This is a genomic window from Bordetella sp. 15P40C-2 (genome assembly GCF_009763235.1).
GTDB lineage: Bacteria > Pseudomonadota > Gammaproteobacteria > Burkholderiales > Burkholderiaceae_B > Bordetella_A.
The window spans coordinates 89,944-105,573 of sequence record NZ_WSJA01000021.1 but is presented as its reverse complement, the minus strand read 5'-3'; the positions used below and the strand labels follow the sequence as shown (position 1 = coordinate 105,573).

Below are 15,630 nucleotides of genomic sequence, written 5' to 3'. Positions count from 1 at the left end.
TTCTGGAGCAACTGATGATCGATTTGCGCAGTGATACCGTCACGCGCCCGACGCCGGCGATGATGCAGGCGATGGCGAACGCCGCTGTCGGCGATGATGTGATGGGCGATGATCCCACCGTGCAACGCTTGCAGCAGACATTGGCCGAGCGCGTGGGCAAGGAAGCAGGCCTGTTTTTCCCCTCGGGGACGCAGAGTAATCTGGCAGCGCTGATGGCGCATTGCGGGCGCGGCGATGAATACCTGGTTGGCCAACTCGCACATACCTATAAGTACGAGGGCGGCGGCGCCGCGGTGTTGGGCAGTATTCAACCGCAGCCAATCGAGCACGCCTTGGATGGGACGCTACCTCTGGAAAAGTTACGCGCGGCCGTCAAGCCTAGAGGCGATCCGCACTTCGCGCGCACGCGATTGCTGGCGCTGGAGAACACGTTTCAAGGCAAAGTGATTCCTGCCGACTATATCGAGGACGCTGCGGCTTTCGCGCGTGAGCATGGATTAGGTTTGCATCTGGATGGTGCGCGCGTATTCAACGCATCGGTCGCCTCGGGCCGGGCAGTGCATGAAGTGTGTGAGCCATTCGACAGCGTGTCGGTGTGTTTCTCCAAAGGCCTGGGCGCGCCAGTCGGATCGGTGCTCGTGGGCTCCAAGGCAATCATTGACGAAGCGCGCCGTTGGCGGAAGGTGCTGGGCGGCGGCATGCGCCAGTCTGGGGTGCTCGCGGCGGCGTGTCTGTATGCGCTGGAGCATCATGTGGACCGTCTGGCGCAGGATCATGAGAGCGCGGCCATGTTGGCGGAGGGCTTGCGCGAAATCGATGCGGTCAACGTGCTGGCGCAGGATACGAATATGGTGTTTGCCGAGTTTCCGGCGGCGCATAGCGACAAGCTCTCTGCCGATCTGCGCAAGCAGGGCATCATGATCCGCGCGGTTTATGGCGGTGCGACGCGGATGGTCACGCATCTGGATGTCACGCCTGACGATATCCGCCGCGTGGTGGCGGCCGTCAAAGGCTATTTCGCCAGCTGCTGAATGTGCCTAGCGCAGTAGCGCGGCGTAACCTTCGCGAGCATCGGGCCAGCGCGGTGTCCAGCCGCTTGCGCGCAGGCGGGCATTGCTTAGCCGTTTGCTGCCGATGTTCGCGGGTGCCGGCCCATCGGCGGGCTCTGGCGCGGCAATTAGCCGCGCCAGATGCGTATAGAGCGTATGTAAGGGCAGGGGGGTATTGTCGCAACCCAGATAAATAGGATCTGGGTCAGGCAATGTCAGCAGATGATCCACGGCGGCGGCCGCATCATCGATGTGAATCCGGTTTGCCCAGTGCGCCGGATGGCGGGGCGCTCGCGCGGTACCGGCGCGTAAACGTTCGATCAGTTGTAGACGGCCTGGTCCGTATAAGCCGGATAAGCGAAGGCTGATCGTCGTGCAGGGCAGATCAAACAGCGCTTGTTCGGCTTGCAGCAATATGCGGCCGTTAAAACCCATGGGAGCGGGCGGCGTCGATTCGTCGATCCATTCACCATGATGATCGCCATATACCGCACTGGATGAGACGAACAGTACGCGAGTCAGTGACGTCGTGTCTAAAGCTGCCGTCAGCCCGCGCAAGCCTTCCTCGAACACGGCGCGATAAACGTCAGGCTGACGCGAATCGGGTGCGGGAAGGTAGACAACGTGGGTGATGTTTTGAGGCAGCGCGTCGTCCAGCGTATGGGGCCGCGTCAAATCGCCTTGAATCCACTGTATACCCAGTGAATCCTCGGAGGCCAGCGGCGGATGGCGGCGCAGCGCCCAGACTTCGGCGCCGCGCGCCAGCAAGCGATGCGCCACTCGCAGGCCGAGATCTCCACAACCTGCCAGCAGCACGCGCTCGCCCATCGCTTACATCCCGCTGTAGACGGGGCCTTCGCCACCTTGCGGCGCCACCCAGACGATGTTTTGCGTCGGGTCCTTGATGTCGCAGGTTTTGCAATGCACGCAGTTTTGCGCATTGATCTGCAGACGGTCCTCGCCGTGATCGTCCTTGATGAACTCGTAAACGCCGGCCGGGCAGTAACGGGCTTCCGGGCCACCGTATTTGGCCAGGTTGACCGCGACGGGCACCGTCGGATCCTTGAGCGTCAAGTGGATAGGCTCGTTCTCATCGTGGTTGGTGTTCGAGATGAACACCGAGCTCAGCTTGTCGAACGTCAGTTTGCCGTCGGGCTTCGGATAATCGATGCGCGCGCACTGCGAGGCGGGCTGCAGGCAGGCATGGTCCGGCTTGGTGCGATGGATCGTCCAGGGAATGTTGCCCTTGAGCACCAACTGCTCGATCCCCGTCATGATGGTGGCGACGGTGCGGCCCTTCTTGAACCATTGCTTGAAGTTGCGCGCTTTGTTGAGCTCGGTATGCAGCCAAGACGATTCGAACGCGGCCGGGTAGGCGGTAAGCTCGTCCTGTTTGCGATCGGCCACCACTGCGTCGAACGTGGCTTCGGCGGCGAGCATGCCGGTCTTGATGGCGGCATGGCTGCCCTTGATGCGCGAGGCGTTCAGGAAGCCGGCTTCACAACCCACCAATGCGCCACCTGGGAAGGTGAGCTTGGGCAGCGACAGCAGGCCGCCAGCGGTGATCGCGCGCGCGCCGTAAGCGATACGCTTGCCGCCTTCGAAGGTGCCGCGAATCGAGGGGTGCGTCTTATAGCGTTGGAATTCGTCAAACGGTGACAGCCAGGGATTGGCATAATCCAGGCCCACCACCATGCCAACCGCCACCAGGTTGTTGTCCAGGTGATAGAGGAACGAGCCGCCATAGGTATCGGCATCCAGCGGCCAGCCAGCCGTGTGCACGACCAGGCCAGGACGCGACTGGGAAGGATCGACTTCCCACATTTCCTTCAGGCCAATACCGTAGGACTGCGGATCGCGGCCTTGGTCGAGCTTGAATCGCTCGATCAACTGACGGCCCAATTGCCCGCGCGCGCCTTCGGCGAAGATGGTGTAGCGCGCCAGCAATTCCATACCGGGCTGATAATGCGCGGTGTGCGAGCCGTCGCGGGCAACGCCCATGTCACCGGTGGCCACGCCACGGACAGCGCCATTTTCGTCGTAGAGAATTTCGGCTGCCGCAAAACCGGGGAAGATATCCACGCCGGCCGCTTCGGCCTGCTCGCCCATCCATTTCACGACATCGCCCAGGCGGACGATGTAGTTGCCATGGTTTTGGAAACAGGCCGGCAGCAGCCAGTTCGGCGTGCTGCGCGCGCCCGTCTGGGTCAGAAACAGAAACCGGTCTTCGGTGACGGCCACGTTCAACGGCGCGCCTTTTTCCTTCCAGTCCGGAATCAGCTCGGTGAGCGCCTGAGGGTCCATGACCGCGCCCGACAGGATGTGTGCGCCGATCTCGGCGCCTTTCTCCAGCACACAGACGCTCAGGTCGTGATTTTTCTCCGTGGCCAGTTGCTTCAGACGCAGCGCGGCGGCCAGGCCGGCAGGCCCTCCGCCCACCACGACCACGTCATATTCCATTGACTCGCGTTCAGACATTAATCCAGTCCCCTAAGGTGCTTTCTGATGTTGCAAGGAAGTATCATCAGCGATTGTATTGCAATGCAGCGGGGAGCGATTTGGGGCGGAATACGCCTGGGGGCGGCCGGGCGCCGGGAGGGCTTTGGGTGATGCGTCGTCCCCCGGTGAGGCTCGGGCAGGCGGGGTCGGCCAGCCGAGGCAGGAGGCGCGCGGACGGGGATAGCCGGCCGTGGTCGGGGTGAGGCCAAACTTTAATGGAGTTGGGTATCGTGGATTCAGAAAAACAGGCGGGCCGAACGTTGCAGACCGGTGATTGCCATCAAGTGGTGTTGCCGATGCGCTGGGGCGATGCAGATGCGTTGAACCACATGAACAATACTGTGTACTTCCGCTTGTTTGAGGAGGCGCGCATGCGCTTTCTGCAGGGCAGCGGCCTGCAAGTGCCGGCGGAGCAAGGGTTTGTGCTGGCGCATGCGTCATGTGACTTTTTGCGCTCTTTCACCTATCCCTGCGAGGTCGTGGTCACGCATAAAATCACTCGTGTTGGCCGCTCGAGCCTGGACACGGAACTCCTTTTGGAAAAGGCGGGCGATGCGTCGGGTCTGTATGCGAAAGGGCGTACCGTAATGGTGTGGATCGATTACCCCTCCAATGCTTCAATGCCTATACCGGATGGCGCTCTCGCCGCGCTTGCCTCGCAGTTCGCACCACCGAGGGCGGTGTAAGTACGGGTCGAGATTGACGAGCCGCTACAATTCGCCAGGATTACAGAGCAATCACCAAATGCCGGGGGCCACGCTGAATTTGCCGCACCCTCATGTTCTCAGTGTCTGTTAGGAGTCGGAGAGATGGACAAAGTGTATGCAAGCGCCGCCGAAGCGCTCGCGGGAGTCGTCAAAGACGATCAGATGATTGCCGTAGGGGGCTTTGGTTTATGTGGCATTCCGGAAGCCTTGATCGCTGCGTTGCGCGATTCCGGGGTGAAGAATCTGACCTGCGTGAGCAATAACGCGGGTGTTGACGGATTCGGTTTGGGTCAGTTGCTCAACACGCGCCAGGTGCGCAAGATGATCGCGTCTTACGTAGGCGAAAACAAAGAATTCGAACGTCAATATCTGGCTGGCGAACTGGAGCTTGAATTCACGCCGCAAGGCACGCTGGCGGAAAAACTGCGCGCGGGTGGCGCGGGTATTCCAGCGTTTTTCACGCGCACGGGTGTGGGCACCATCGTGGCCGAAGGCAAAGAGATCCGCGAATTCGACGGCCAGCAATATGTGATGGAACGCTCGCTGGTGCCGGATGTCTCGCTGGTTAAAGCCCATATCGCCGATCGCAGCGGCAATCTGGTATTCCGCAAGACCGCGCGCAACTTCAATCCGAACGTCGCGATGGCGGGCAAGATCACGATCGTGGAAGTCGAGCAGATCGTTGAGACGGGCGCGCTGGATCCCGATCAGATTCATTTGCCGGGCATCTATGTGCATCGCATCGTGTTGAATGCGAGCCCGGAAAAACGTATCGAACAACGCACCACTCGCCCGGCCTAAGGAGGACATGACATGGCATGGTCACGCGATGAAATGGCGGCACGCGCCGCGCGCGAGCTGCAAGACGGCTTTTATGTGAACCTCGGGATTGGTCTGCCTACGCTGGTGGCCAATCATGTGCCAGTCGGCATCGAGGTTTGGCTGCAATCGGAAAACGGTTTGCTTGGCATCGGTCCGTTCCCGACCGAGGATCAGGTCGATGCCGATATGATTAACGCGGGCAAGCAGACGGTCACCACGTTGCCGGGTTCGTCGATTTTCTCGTCGGCGGACTCGTTCGCGATGATCCGCGCGGGCAAGATCAATCTGGCGATCCTGGGCGCCATGCAGGTGTCGGAAAAAGGCGATCTGGCGAACTGGATGATCCCGGGCAAGATGGTCAAGGGCATGGGCGGCGCGATGGACCTGGTCGCGGGCGTGGGCCGGGTGATCGTCTTGATGGAACATGTCGCCAAAAAGAAAGACGGCACGACCGATATCAAGCTGCTGCCTGAATGCACGCTGCCGCTGACCGGCAAGGGTGTGGTCAACACCATCATCACGGATCTGGGCGTGATGGAAGTCACTGACAATGGCTTGAAGCTCATCGAGCTGGCACCCGGCGTGACGGTTCAGGAAATCCAGGAAAAGACGCTGGCTAAACTGGATGTTTCCGGCGTGAATTGAGCGCGACAGGGCGCGTTTCGTAGCGGGCTTGCCGTTGCGCGAGGCCGTGATGTTGTATCAATGGCGAGTAGTAAGGGCTGGGTTCCGGTTTGCGCGGAAGTCAGCCCTTTTCGTTTCATCTCACGCGTACGCGGATGTGATGTTCGCTCGTGTCCAGACGCTGTGTACCGCGACGAAAGTCGAGGGCAAGCTCGCAGAGAACGAAAGCAAACGCACGGGGCAGTGATTCGCTCGTCTGGATGGTTTACGCCGCGGCTTGCGTCGCGAAATGTTCCTCGGCCCGCTGCGCAATGCGGGCGTGGATCGGCGCGATGTCCGCGGGCTTTCTCAATACCTTGAAACCCGGGCGATCCGCGCGCCGACGCACTTTGTCTTCGGGGCGCAGTGAGGTGACATCGACGTTCTGGAAGAAATCGCGGTTGCCCCCATCGGCCCAGGATTCCGAGAACACGCCGTGGGCCTGGATAACGTCGAACGTATCAAGTTCGACGTGGTAGTAGCTGAACTTACTGGCGCTGGATTCCTGAAAGATGGATCGTTCATTGACCAAATCTTTCGCTCTGACCAAAACGCCATTGACAAAAATATGATGCCATGGCGAAACCCGTAGATCGCTGCTGGGCAGGTCTGGGGCGAGCGCGCCGGCGAGTATGCGTATTGGCTGACACGCGCGGCGCTCTTCACGCGGGCGCAAAGCGACGGCATCGTAGTGGCGCCACCCTATCCATTTGACCGTGCGTAGACCGGTGGACCCGAGGACTGTGTCGCCCACCGTTAGCGATTCAACTGGGACGGCGCCGCGGGCGGTTTCGATCAGGGTGCCTTTGACGAAACAGACGGGGTAGGGGGCGACAGTGTAGGAGATCACCTTCCCCGCATAATCGGCGTTATCGGTGGTGAGATACAGCGTATTGTTATTCTGCGACAGGGTCACAATGCCGTCATCGGTGAAGCCAGCGAAAATCTCGTCTATGGGCCAGCCGTCAGAGACAAATGTCACGACGGTGGACCCCGGCTCCCACTCACCATCAGGACCTGTGAACGTGGTGGGCGTTCCCTGACGCGCTCCTACTAAGTACTGGCCGCCTTGCGGTGTCAGCCTATATGCGAAATTCCCTGTGTACTGCGCCATGATCTGTCCCTTTCGTTGTTAACTATTTTGTGGGTCACTTTACTTGGCGCGGGCGCGTGGGTAGTCAGGCTGTGCGAAAACACAACGTTGCAGATTTAAAAAGAATGTCAACATTTTCCGGCCCTGTGACTCATCACAGGGTAAACCCGGTCTGAAAATTAATTTTCGTGCCCGTCGTGACGATGTAAACTTATTTACATTGCCTATCACTCATTCGTCGTCCACGCCACTCAAATCCCCTCATGTCGCAGGCTCGTTCCCATGTCGCCGCCCGTATCGCGCAGGCTCAACCCACATTCAGTCGCATGCAGCACCGCATGGCCGAGTACGTGCTCGCCCATCAGTTTCGCGTCGCGACGATGACGATCGATGAGTTCGCCGCCGCAGCGGGGGTCTCGGTTGCCTCGGCGAATCGCTTCGCACGCGCACTGGGTCTGCCGGGATATCCGCAATTTCGGGCGGAGCTGGCGCGGGGCTTTGAGGCCGCGCTCGAGCCTGTCGAAAAGCTGCGTATAGAACTGGCCCATTCGGCCACGGCCGCGCAGGTCATGGCCGCTGCACTGGAAGAAGACATTCGCAATGCACAGCGTACGTTGCAAGAACTGGACGCCCAAGCCTGCGAACGTGCGGTCGACAGCATCCTGGGCGCCGAGCGTGTGTTCATCATCGGCTTTGGCGCGAGCGGTTTTCTTGCCGGCCTGCTGCAGCGCAGCCTGTGCATGCACCTTCAAGCTTGCGAATCGCTCGCGGGCCCCGGCGGGGTATCGCACGCGGCGCGGCAGATGGCACGCATGACGCCGCGCGATCTGGTGATCGCGATCGGCTTTCCGCGCTATTTGGCCGATACGGTGACGCTGAGCCAGGCGGCGAACCAGGCCGGTGTGCCGGTGTTGGTGCTGACGGATAAAGCCACCTCGCCACTCGCGCCGTGTGCGACGGTGGCGTTGTATGCGCATTCTGCGCGGCAGTTGTCGTCGAACTCGGAGACGGCTGCGTTAGGACTGATCGAGGGGCTCGCTGCGGCGGTGGCGCATCGGTCCAAGAATTCAATCCAAGCCGCGGCGGGCGTGACCCAATCCGTCATGCCGTGGCTGTTTCATGGTGCAGGAGCAGGAAAAAGATGATTCAGCCAGTGATCGCCATCCATGGCGGAGCAGGAGCCATGTCGCGTGCCGCGATGTCGCCGGAAAAGGAGCAGGAATACCTGCAGGCCTTGCGCGGCATCGTGCAGGCCGGGCAAGCCGTGCTGGCTAAGGGTGGCAGCGCCCTGGATGCAGTCACCGAAGCGGTTCGACTTTTGGAAGACTGTCCGTTGTTTAACGCGGGCCATGGCGCGGTGTTCACCAGCGCGGCCACGCATGAGCTGGATGCTTCCATCATGGATGGCGCCACATTGCGTTCCGGCGCGATCGCCAATGTCGATTGCGTGCGTAACCCCGTGCTGGCCGCGCGCAAGGTGATGGAAAACAGCAAACACGTGTTCTTCGTCGGACAGGGCGCGGTGGACTTCGCGCGTGCTCAAGGCGTGGAAATCGTCGACCCCTCGTATTTTTCCACCGACGCCCGCCGCGAACAGCTGCTGCGCGTACAGCGTGAAAATCCCGAAGCCGCCGTGCTCGACCACGATGGTCAGGCCATGGTGGCCAAGGGGCAGCCCGCGCCGGCCGATCCCCTGGATTCCGATCGCAAGTTCGGCACCGTGGGGGCCGTGGCCGTGGACGCGCAAGGCAACGTCGCGGCCGCAACCTCCACGGGCGGTATCACGAACAAACAGGTGGGCCGTGTTGGCGACGCGCCGCTGATCGGCGCCGGTTGTTATGCCAACAACCGCACCTGCGCGGTATCCACCACCGGCACGGGCGAGATGTTCATCCGCATGGTTGCCGCCTACGATGTATCTGCATTGATGGAGTATCAGGGCGCTTCGCTGGTCGAGGCGGCCGAGCGCGTGGTGATGGAAAAGCTGCCCACCATCGACGGCAAGGGCGGTTTGATCGCGGTGGATGCGCAAGGCAATGTGACGCTGCCCTTTAACACCGAAGGCATGTATCGCGGCTACGGCCGAGTCGGCGAGGACCCCGTCGTCGCCATCTATCGATGACCCGCAAGGCCTCGGGCTGGGATCGTCGAGCTTCAGTATTAGTCAGGAACGGAATTCAATATGGTTGATCGCACTCAGACGCTCGCGCTGCCGGAAAACCGCGTAGTCCAGGTCGATGATCTGACAGTGCGCTTTGTGACCTCCGAGCGGACGGTGGAGGCAGTACGCAATCTGTCTTTCCACGTCGATCGCGGCGAGACATTGGCCATCGTGGGCGAATCGGGTTCGGGTAAGTCGGTGACGTCATTGTCGCTGATGCGACTGATCGAACATGGCGGCGGTCGCATCGCACAAGGACAGATGGCGCTGCGTCGTCGCGATAATTCCGTCGTTGACCTCGCGCGTGCCTCGAAACGCACCATGCGCAGCGTGCGTGGCGCCGATATGGCAATGATCTTCCAGGAGCCGATGACCTCGCTGAATCCGGTCTTCACGGCTGGCGATCAGATCGCGGAAACCATTCGCCTGCACCAAGGCAAGAGCGCATCGGCCGCGCGTGCGGAAGCGCTGCGCATGCTGGAGCAGGTGCGTATTCCCGAAGCCAAATCCGTACTGGATCGCTATCCCCATCAGTTGTCGGGCGGCATGCGTCAGCGTGTGATGATCGCCATGGCGCTGGCCTGTAAACCAGCGCTATTGATCGCCGATGAGCCGACCACGGCGCTGGACGTAACGATTCAGGCGCAGATTTTGCAGCTCATCCGCGAACTGCAGCAAGAAATGCAGATGGGCGTGGTCTTCATCACGCACGATATGGGTGTGGTGGCCGAAGTCGCCGATCGCGTGCTCGTCATGTATCGCGGCGACAAAGTCGAAGAAGGCCCCTCCGAACAACTCTTTGCCGAGCCTAAGCATCGCTATACGCAGGCACTGCTATCCGCCGTCCCGCGACTGGGCGCGATGCAAGGCACCGATGTTCCGGCGCGCTTCCCGCTGCTGCAAGTCGATGGACGCGCGCACCCCGTGGCCGAAGAGGGTGCCGCGAGCACGCAGGAAGTGCCGCGCGAACCGCGCGAGCCTGCGTTGAGCGTGCGCGAACTGGTCACGCGCTTCGATTTGCGCGGTGGCATTTTGAGCCGCGTCCAACGCCGCGTGCATGCGGTCGAAAAGGTTAGCTTCGATCTTTACCCTGGCGAAACGCTGTCGCTGGTGGGTGAGTCGGGCTGCGGCAAATCCACGACCGGACGTTCGTTGCTGCGCCTGGTCGATAGTCAAAGCGGGCAGATCCTGTTTGGCGGGCGCGATATCGTCAAGCTGAAGAACACCGAGCTGCAAGCGCTGCGCCGGGATATTCAGTTTGTGTTCCAGGATCCGTTTGCCTCGCTCGATCCACGCGTGACCGTGGGCTTCTCCATCATGGAACCGCTCCTCGTGCACGGGGTGTGTTCGCGTCAGGAAGCCGAAAAACGCGTCGCCGATTTGCTCGACCGTGTCGGCCTCGCGCCCGAAATGGCGCAACGCTATCCGCATGAATTCTCCGGTGGCCAACGTCAGCGTGTCTGTATCGCGCGCGCATTGGCCCTGAATCCCAAAGTCGTTATCGCCGATGAGTCCGTGTCCGCATTGGATGTGTCGATCCAGGCGCAGATTGTCAATCTGCTGATCGATCTGCAACGCGATCTCGGCGTGTCGTTCCTGTTTATCTCGCACGATATGGCGGTGGTCGAACGCATCAGCCATCGTGTCGCCGTGATGTATCTGGGCCAGATCGTGGAGATCGGTCCGCGTCGCGCGATTTTCGAGAACCCCCAACATCCGTACACCAAGAAGCTGATGTCCGCGGTGCCGATCGCTGATCCGACGCGCCGCCATCTGAAGCGAGCCTTGTTGTCAGATGAAATCCCGAGTCCGATCCGTAAGGTGGGCGACGAACCTGTCGTTCAACCTTTGGTGGAGGTCGGCCCGGGGCATTTTGTCGCGCGCCATGCAGTGGGTGGCGCGTATTAACCCGATTGATGGCTCGCGTCATCGATCTGCTTTGTCCACCAAACGTTTCTCCTTTCCGATTTCAGGAGTTGCAAAGATGAAAGTACTGCATCCTACCAAGCTGATGGCCGCCGCCGCGGTGGCCTTTGGCGTGCTCGCGTCGCCGTTGGCTCAGGCCAGCAAAGACGTGACCTTTGCCGTGTCGATCGCGCTCGAAACGCTCGACCCGTATAACACCAACAGCACGCTGAACCAGGCTGTCGGAAAGGCCTACTACGAAGGTCTGCTCGAATTCGACAAAGACCTGAAGATTCAGAAAGTCCTGGCCACCGACTACGAAGTCAGCGACGACGGTCTGGTCTACACCTTCAAGCTGCGCCCGAACGTCAAGTTCCATGACGGCACGGACTTCAACGCCGAGGCAGTGAAGATCAACTTCGACCGGCCCGCGAATCCGGACAACCGCCTGTCGCGCTACATTCAGTTCAACGTGATCGATCACGTTGATGTCATTGATCCGCTGACCGTCAAGATCACGCTGAAAAAGCCGTTCTCGGCATTCCTGAACGCGCTGGCTCACCCCGCCGCGATGATGATCTCGCCCACCGCGCTCAAGAAGTACGGCAAGGACATCGGCTTTCACCCCGTGGGCACGGGCCCGTTCGAATTTGTCGAATGGAAGCCGGCCGAATACCTGAAGGTCAAGAAGTTCGACGGTTACTGGAACCAGGGCAAGCCGAAGGTTGACTCGATCACGTTCCGTACCGTGACCGACAACAATACCCGTGCCGCCGTGGTGCAGACGGGCGAAGCGCACTTCGCCTTCCCCGTGCCGTTTGAGCAAGCTGCTCGTCTGGAGAAAAACGACAAGCTCGACGTGGTCGATCACAAGAACTCGATCATGGCCCGCTATCTGTCGATGAACACGATGGTCAAGCCGTTCGACGACCCCAAGGTTCGTCAGGCCATTAACTACGCGATCAACAAAGAAGCGTTGGCCAAGGTCGCGTTCAACGGCTACGCCACGGTCGTCGACGGCGTGGTGCCGGCAGGCGTGGACTACGCGCACAAGACCGGCCCGTGGCCTTACGATCCCGCCAAGGCGCGCCAGCTGCTGAAGGAAGCGGGCTACGAAAAGGGTTTCGAGACTCAGCTGTGGTCGGCCTATAACGATGGCACCTCGGTCAAGGTGGTGCAGTTCCTGCAACAGCAGCTCGCCCAGGTCGGCATCAAGACTTCGGTCGAAGTGCTGGAATCGGGTCAACGGGTGCAACGTGTGCAGCAGGTCCAAAAGCCTGAAGACGCCAAGGTCCGTCTGTACTATGCGGGCTGGTCGTCCTCGACCGGTGAGGCTGACTGGGGTCTGCGTCCCTTGTTGACCACCGGCGCTTTCCCGCCCGTGCTGAACAACGTGTCGTACTACTCGAACAAGTCGGTCGATGACGGCATTGCCGAAGCCTTGGCCACGGTCGATCGCGACAAGAAGACCGAGATCTACAACAAGGTTCAGGAAACCATCTGGAATGACGCCCCGTGGGCCTTCCTCGTGACCCAGAACAACGTGTATGTGAAGTCGAAGAACCTGACCGGCGTGTATGTCGAACCCGACACCTCGTTCTGGTTCGGTGACATCGATCTGAAGCAGTAATCGCAAGCATAGGCTCGGCGGGCGCATGGGGCGCTCGCCGATGTCTCAGGAATTTCAATGCTGACCTACATCGTCAAACGTTTATTGGGCATGATCCCGACCCTGTTGCTGGTCTCGGTGGTCGTGTTCTTGTTCGTGCACATGCTGCCGGGCGATCCCGCGCGCCTCGCTGCGGGACAGGATGCCGACCAGGCTACCGTCGAGCTGGTGCGCCAGGAACTGGGGCTGGATCTGCCTCTGCCACAGCAGTTCGTGCGGTACTTCGGCGACCTGCTGCAAGGCGACCTCGGCAACTCGTTGCGCACCAAGCGCCCGGTGTCCACCGAAATCGCCGAACGCTTCATGCCCACGCTGTGGTTGACGGTGGTCAGTATGGTGTGGTCCGTCGCATTCGGGATGATCTTCGGTATCGTCTCGGCGGTGTGGCGTAATCGGTGGCCGGATCGCGTGCTGATGACCTTGGCGGTGTCGGGGATTTCGTTTCCCGCCTTCGCACTGGGCATGATGCTGATGCAAGTGTTCTCGGTGGATCTCGGTTGGCTGCCGACGGTGGGTGCATCGACCTGGAAGCATTACATCCTGCCCTCGATCACCTTGGGTGCCGCGGTCGCTGCCGTGATGGCGCGGTTCACGCGGGCATCGTTCGTTGAAGTGATCCAGGAAGATTTCGTGCGCACAGCGCGCGCCAAAGGGCTGACTGAGAATCGTGTGGTGATCAAACACACGCTGCGTAATGCCTTGATTCCCGTGGTCACGATGATGGGCTTGCAGTTCGGCTTTTTGCTCGGCGGCTCTATCGTGGTCGAGACGGTGTTCAACTGGCCCGGCCTTGGCCGGTTGCTGGTCGATGCCGTGACACAGCGCGACTATCCGGTCATTCAGGGCCTGGTATTGCTGTTCTCGCTGGAATTCATTTTGATCAACCTGATTGTGGACGTGCTGTATGGCGTCATCAATCCCAGTATCCGTTATAAGTGAGGCGGGCATGAGCAATACGACTACCGCCGCGACCGTCTCGGCCGCCAAACAGAACGACGTGCGCACGCCCGCCACGGAATTCTGGCGCAAGTTTAAAAAGCAACATCTCGCCGTGGGCGCAGGGCTCTTTGTGCTGCTGCTGGTCATCGTCGCGGTGTTTGCGCAATGGATCGTTCCCTACGATCCGGAAAACTATTTCGATTACGACGCGATCAACGCCGGGCCATCGTGGGCGCACTGGATGGGCGTGGATTCGTTGGGCCGGGATATCTTCAGCCGCATCCTCATGGGCGCGCAGATCTCGTTGGCCGCCGGCTTTCTGTCAGTGGCCATGGGTGCCGTTGTGGGTACCTTGATGGGCTTGATGGCGGGCTACTACCAGGGCTGGTGGGAACGCATCACGATGCGTATCTCGGACGTGTTGTTGGCTTTCCCGGGCATGCTGCTCGCGATTGGCGTGGTGGCGATTCTGGGATCCAGCATGGTCAACGTGATCGTTGCCGTGGCCGTCTTTAGCGTGCCCGCGTTTGCCCGGTTGGTTCGTGGCAATACGCTGGCGATCAAGCAGATGACCTATGTCGAGGCGGTGCGCAGTATCGGCGCCTCTGACTGGACCATCATCATGCGTCATATTTTGCCGGGTACGATTTCGCCTATCGTGGTTTACGGGACGATGCGTATCGGCACCTCGATCATCACCGCGGCCAGTTTGTCGTTTCTTGGTATGGGTGCGCAGCCGCCCACGCCGGAATGGGGCGCGATGCTGAACGAGGCGCGCGCCGACATGGTGTTGGCGCCGCACGTGGCGATCTTCCCCGCCTTGGCGATTTTCCTGACGGTGTTGGCGTTCAATCTGCTGGGCGATGGATTGCGCGACGCTCTGGACCCGAAGATCGACCGGCGCTAAGCGGGCCGTGAGTCTATGAAAGAGAAGAGGGCGCGGCAGACACCGTGCCCTTTTTGCCATCGGCGCGAATCGCGCGTTGTTCGACGTATGCAAGTCTGCCGTTCTCGTACGGCAATAGTAAGGACCAGACATGAATTCTGAATCTTTCATGCCGCGCGTGGGCCAGCTTCTCAGTGGGCCGCGTGATGCCATCACAGACGTCGCTGGCGTGACCGTGGGTCACACCACCTTGTCCAGAGGGGATTGCCAAACGGGCGTCACCGTGGTGCGCCCGCATGCGGGCAATATCTACACCGACAAGGTGCCCGCGGCTGCCAGCGTCATCAATGGTTTTGGCAAGAGCGTAGGCCTGGTGCAAGTGCGCGAGCTGGGCGTGATTGAAACGCCTATCGCGTTAACCAATACCTTTGGGGTGGGCACAGTCGCGAACGCGCAAATCCGTCAGGCCATCGCCGCGAACCCGCGGATCGGCCGCGAGTGGCCCACGGTCAATCCCTTGGTCTTCGAATGCAATGACGGGTATTTGAACGATATCCAGGCGATGCCGATAGCCGAGGCCGATTACTTCACTGCTTATGACGCCGCCGATGTGGAATTCGCGCAGGGCGCGGTGGGTGCGGGCCGGGGCATGTCCTGCTTTTCGTTTAAAGGCGGGATCGGCTCGGCCTCGCGTATCGCCCAGGTCCACGCAGATCAACGCTATACCGTTGGCGCATTGGTGTTGTCGAATTTCGGACGACTGCCTTTGATGACGATCGCGGGCCATGCACTAGGCCAGCGATACCTCGCCGCTCAAACTGACGAAAGTGGCCCCGAGAAAGGGTCCATCATTCTATTGCTGGCAACCGACGCACCGCTCGACTCACGTCAGCTGGAACGTTTATCTCTGCGCGCGGCGGCGGGCCTGGCTCGTACCGGCTCTGTGTTTGGCCACGGCAGCGGCGACATCGCCATGGCGTTTTCGACCGCTTACACCGTTCCTCACGAAGCCGAACGCGCGATGCCTGCAATCGCGATGCTGCATGAAGCCCGTATTGACAAGCTTTTCGAGGCGGCGGCCGAGGCCTGCGAGCAAGCCATCATCGCCGCCCTTTGGCGCGCCGAGACCGTTCACGGCCGCGATGGCCATGTCCGGCAGGCCATTACGGAAGCCATACCAGATTGGCGGGAATGGTTGACTCGTTGAGATAGATCTGACCTGACGTAGCGTTGATGC

At 60.5% G+C, this 15,630-nt stretch carries 14 protein-coding genes; 11 read left to right on the top strand and 3 right to left on the bottom strand.

All coding sequences use genetic code 11. The annotated features are described in order from the left end of the window. Positions 1-14 precede the first annotated feature (14 nt). Positions 15-1,031: a low-specificity L-threonine aldolase gene (gene ltaE, locus GOQ25_RS10085; RefSeq protein ID WP_160350339.1), complete on the top strand. Its 1,017-nt coding sequence runs from the start codon at positions 15-17 to the stop codon at positions 1,029-1,031. A gap of 6 nt (positions 1,032-1,037) precedes the next feature. Here the strand turns inward: ltaE and GOQ25_RS10080 are convergent, their stop codons facing one another. Together GOQ25_RS10080 and GOQ25_RS10075 are read right to left on the bottom strand one after the other, a co-directional pair. After that, on the bottom strand, positions 1,038-1,877 hold the full coding sequence (locus tag GOQ25_RS10080) for an SDR family oxidoreductase (protein ID WP_160350338.1): 840 nt from the start codon (positions 1,875-1,877) through the stop codon (positions 1,038-1,040). A 3-nt stretch (positions 1,878-1,880) separates the two neighbouring features. Next, complete coding sequence (locus GOQ25_RS10075; RefSeq protein WP_160350337.1) at positions 1,881-3,527, bottom strand: electron transfer flavoprotein-ubiquinone oxidoreductase; 1,647 nt, start codon at positions 3,525-3,527, stop codon at positions 1,881-1,883. A 251-nt stretch (positions 3,528-3,778) separates the two neighbouring features. Here GOQ25_RS10075 and GOQ25_RS10070 point away from each other — a divergent pair, with 251 nt between their 5' ends. The 3 genes from GOQ25_RS10070 to GOQ25_RS10060 all read left to right on the top strand — a co-directional run bounded on the left by GOQ25_RS10070 (position 3,779) and on the right by GOQ25_RS10060 (position 5,722). Next, positions 3,779-4,234, top strand: coding sequence for an acyl-CoA thioesterase (locus GOQ25_RS10070; protein ID WP_370519935.1), 456 nt, complete (start codon positions 3,779-3,781; stop codon positions 4,232-4,234). A gap of 123 nt (positions 4,235-4,357) precedes the next feature. Further along, positions 4,358-5,056, top strand: a complete 699-nt coding sequence (locus tag GOQ25_RS10065) for a CoA transferase subunit A (RefSeq protein ID WP_160350335.1) — start codon at positions 4,358-4,360, stop codon at positions 5,054-5,056. Between the two features lie 12 nt (positions 5,057-5,068). Further along, positions 5,069-5,722 carry a CoA transferase subunit B gene (locus GOQ25_RS10060; protein ID WP_160350334.1) on the top strand — a complete coding sequence of 218 codons (654 nt, stop codon included), beginning with the start codon at positions 5,069-5,071 and terminating at the stop codon, positions 5,720-5,722. 244 nt (positions 5,723-5,966) lie between these two features. On the opposite strand, the gene GOQ25_RS10055 is transcribed toward GOQ25_RS10060, so the two are convergent. Then, positions 5,967-6,722, bottom strand: a complete 756-nt coding sequence (locus GOQ25_RS10055; RefSeq protein WP_160350333.1) for a Hint domain-containing protein — start codon at positions 6,720-6,722, stop codon at positions 5,967-5,969. Positions 6,723-7,096: 374 nt separating this feature from the next. On the opposite strand from GOQ25_RS10055, the gene GOQ25_RS10050 reads away from it, so the two are divergent. From GOQ25_RS10050 to GOQ25_RS10020, 7 genes are all read left to right on the top strand, one after another. Then, positions 7,097-7,978, top strand: coding sequence for a MurR/RpiR family transcriptional regulator (locus GOQ25_RS10050; RefSeq protein ID WP_160350332.1), 882 nt, complete (start codon positions 7,097-7,099; stop codon positions 7,976-7,978). Continuing rightward, complete coding sequence (locus GOQ25_RS10045) at positions 7,975-8,955, top strand: isoaspartyl peptidase/L-asparaginase family protein (protein WP_160350331.1); 981 nt, start codon at positions 7,975-7,977, stop codon at positions 8,953-8,955. The genes GOQ25_RS10050 and GOQ25_RS10045 overlap by 4 nt, the downstream gene beginning before the upstream one ends. Before the next feature lie 60 nt (positions 8,956-9,015). Next, positions 9,016-10,902 carry a dipeptide ABC transporter ATP-binding protein gene (locus GOQ25_RS10040; RefSeq protein WP_160350330.1) on the top strand — a complete coding sequence of 629 codons (1,887 nt, stop codon included), beginning with the start codon at positions 9,016-9,018 and terminating at the stop codon, positions 10,900-10,902. A 76-nt stretch (positions 10,903-10,978) separates the two neighbouring features. Beyond that, positions 10,979-12,529, top strand: a complete 1,551-nt coding sequence (gsiB, locus tag GOQ25_RS10035) for a glutathione ABC transporter substrate-binding protein GsiB (protein WP_160350329.1) — start codon at positions 10,979-10,981, stop codon at positions 12,527-12,529. Positions 12,530-12,586: 57 nt separating this feature from the next. Further along, positions 12,587-13,507 carry a glutathione ABC transporter permease GsiC gene (gene gsiC, locus GOQ25_RS10030; protein ID WP_160350328.1) on the top strand — a complete coding sequence of 307 codons (921 nt, stop codon included), beginning with the start codon at positions 12,587-12,589 and terminating at the stop codon, positions 13,505-13,507. 7 nt (positions 13,508-13,514) lie between these two features. Beyond that, positions 13,515-14,414, top strand: a complete 900-nt coding sequence (gsiD, locus tag GOQ25_RS10025; RefSeq protein WP_160350327.1) for a glutathione ABC transporter permease GsiD — start codon at positions 13,515-13,517, stop codon at positions 14,412-14,414. Between the two features lie 130 nt (positions 14,415-14,544). Continuing rightward, a complete protein-coding gene (locus tag GOQ25_RS10020; protein WP_160350326.1) occupies positions 14,545-15,600 on the top strand; it encodes a P1 family peptidase in 1,056 nt (351 codons plus the stop codon). The last annotated feature ends 30 nt before the right edge of the window (positions 15,601-15,630 follow it).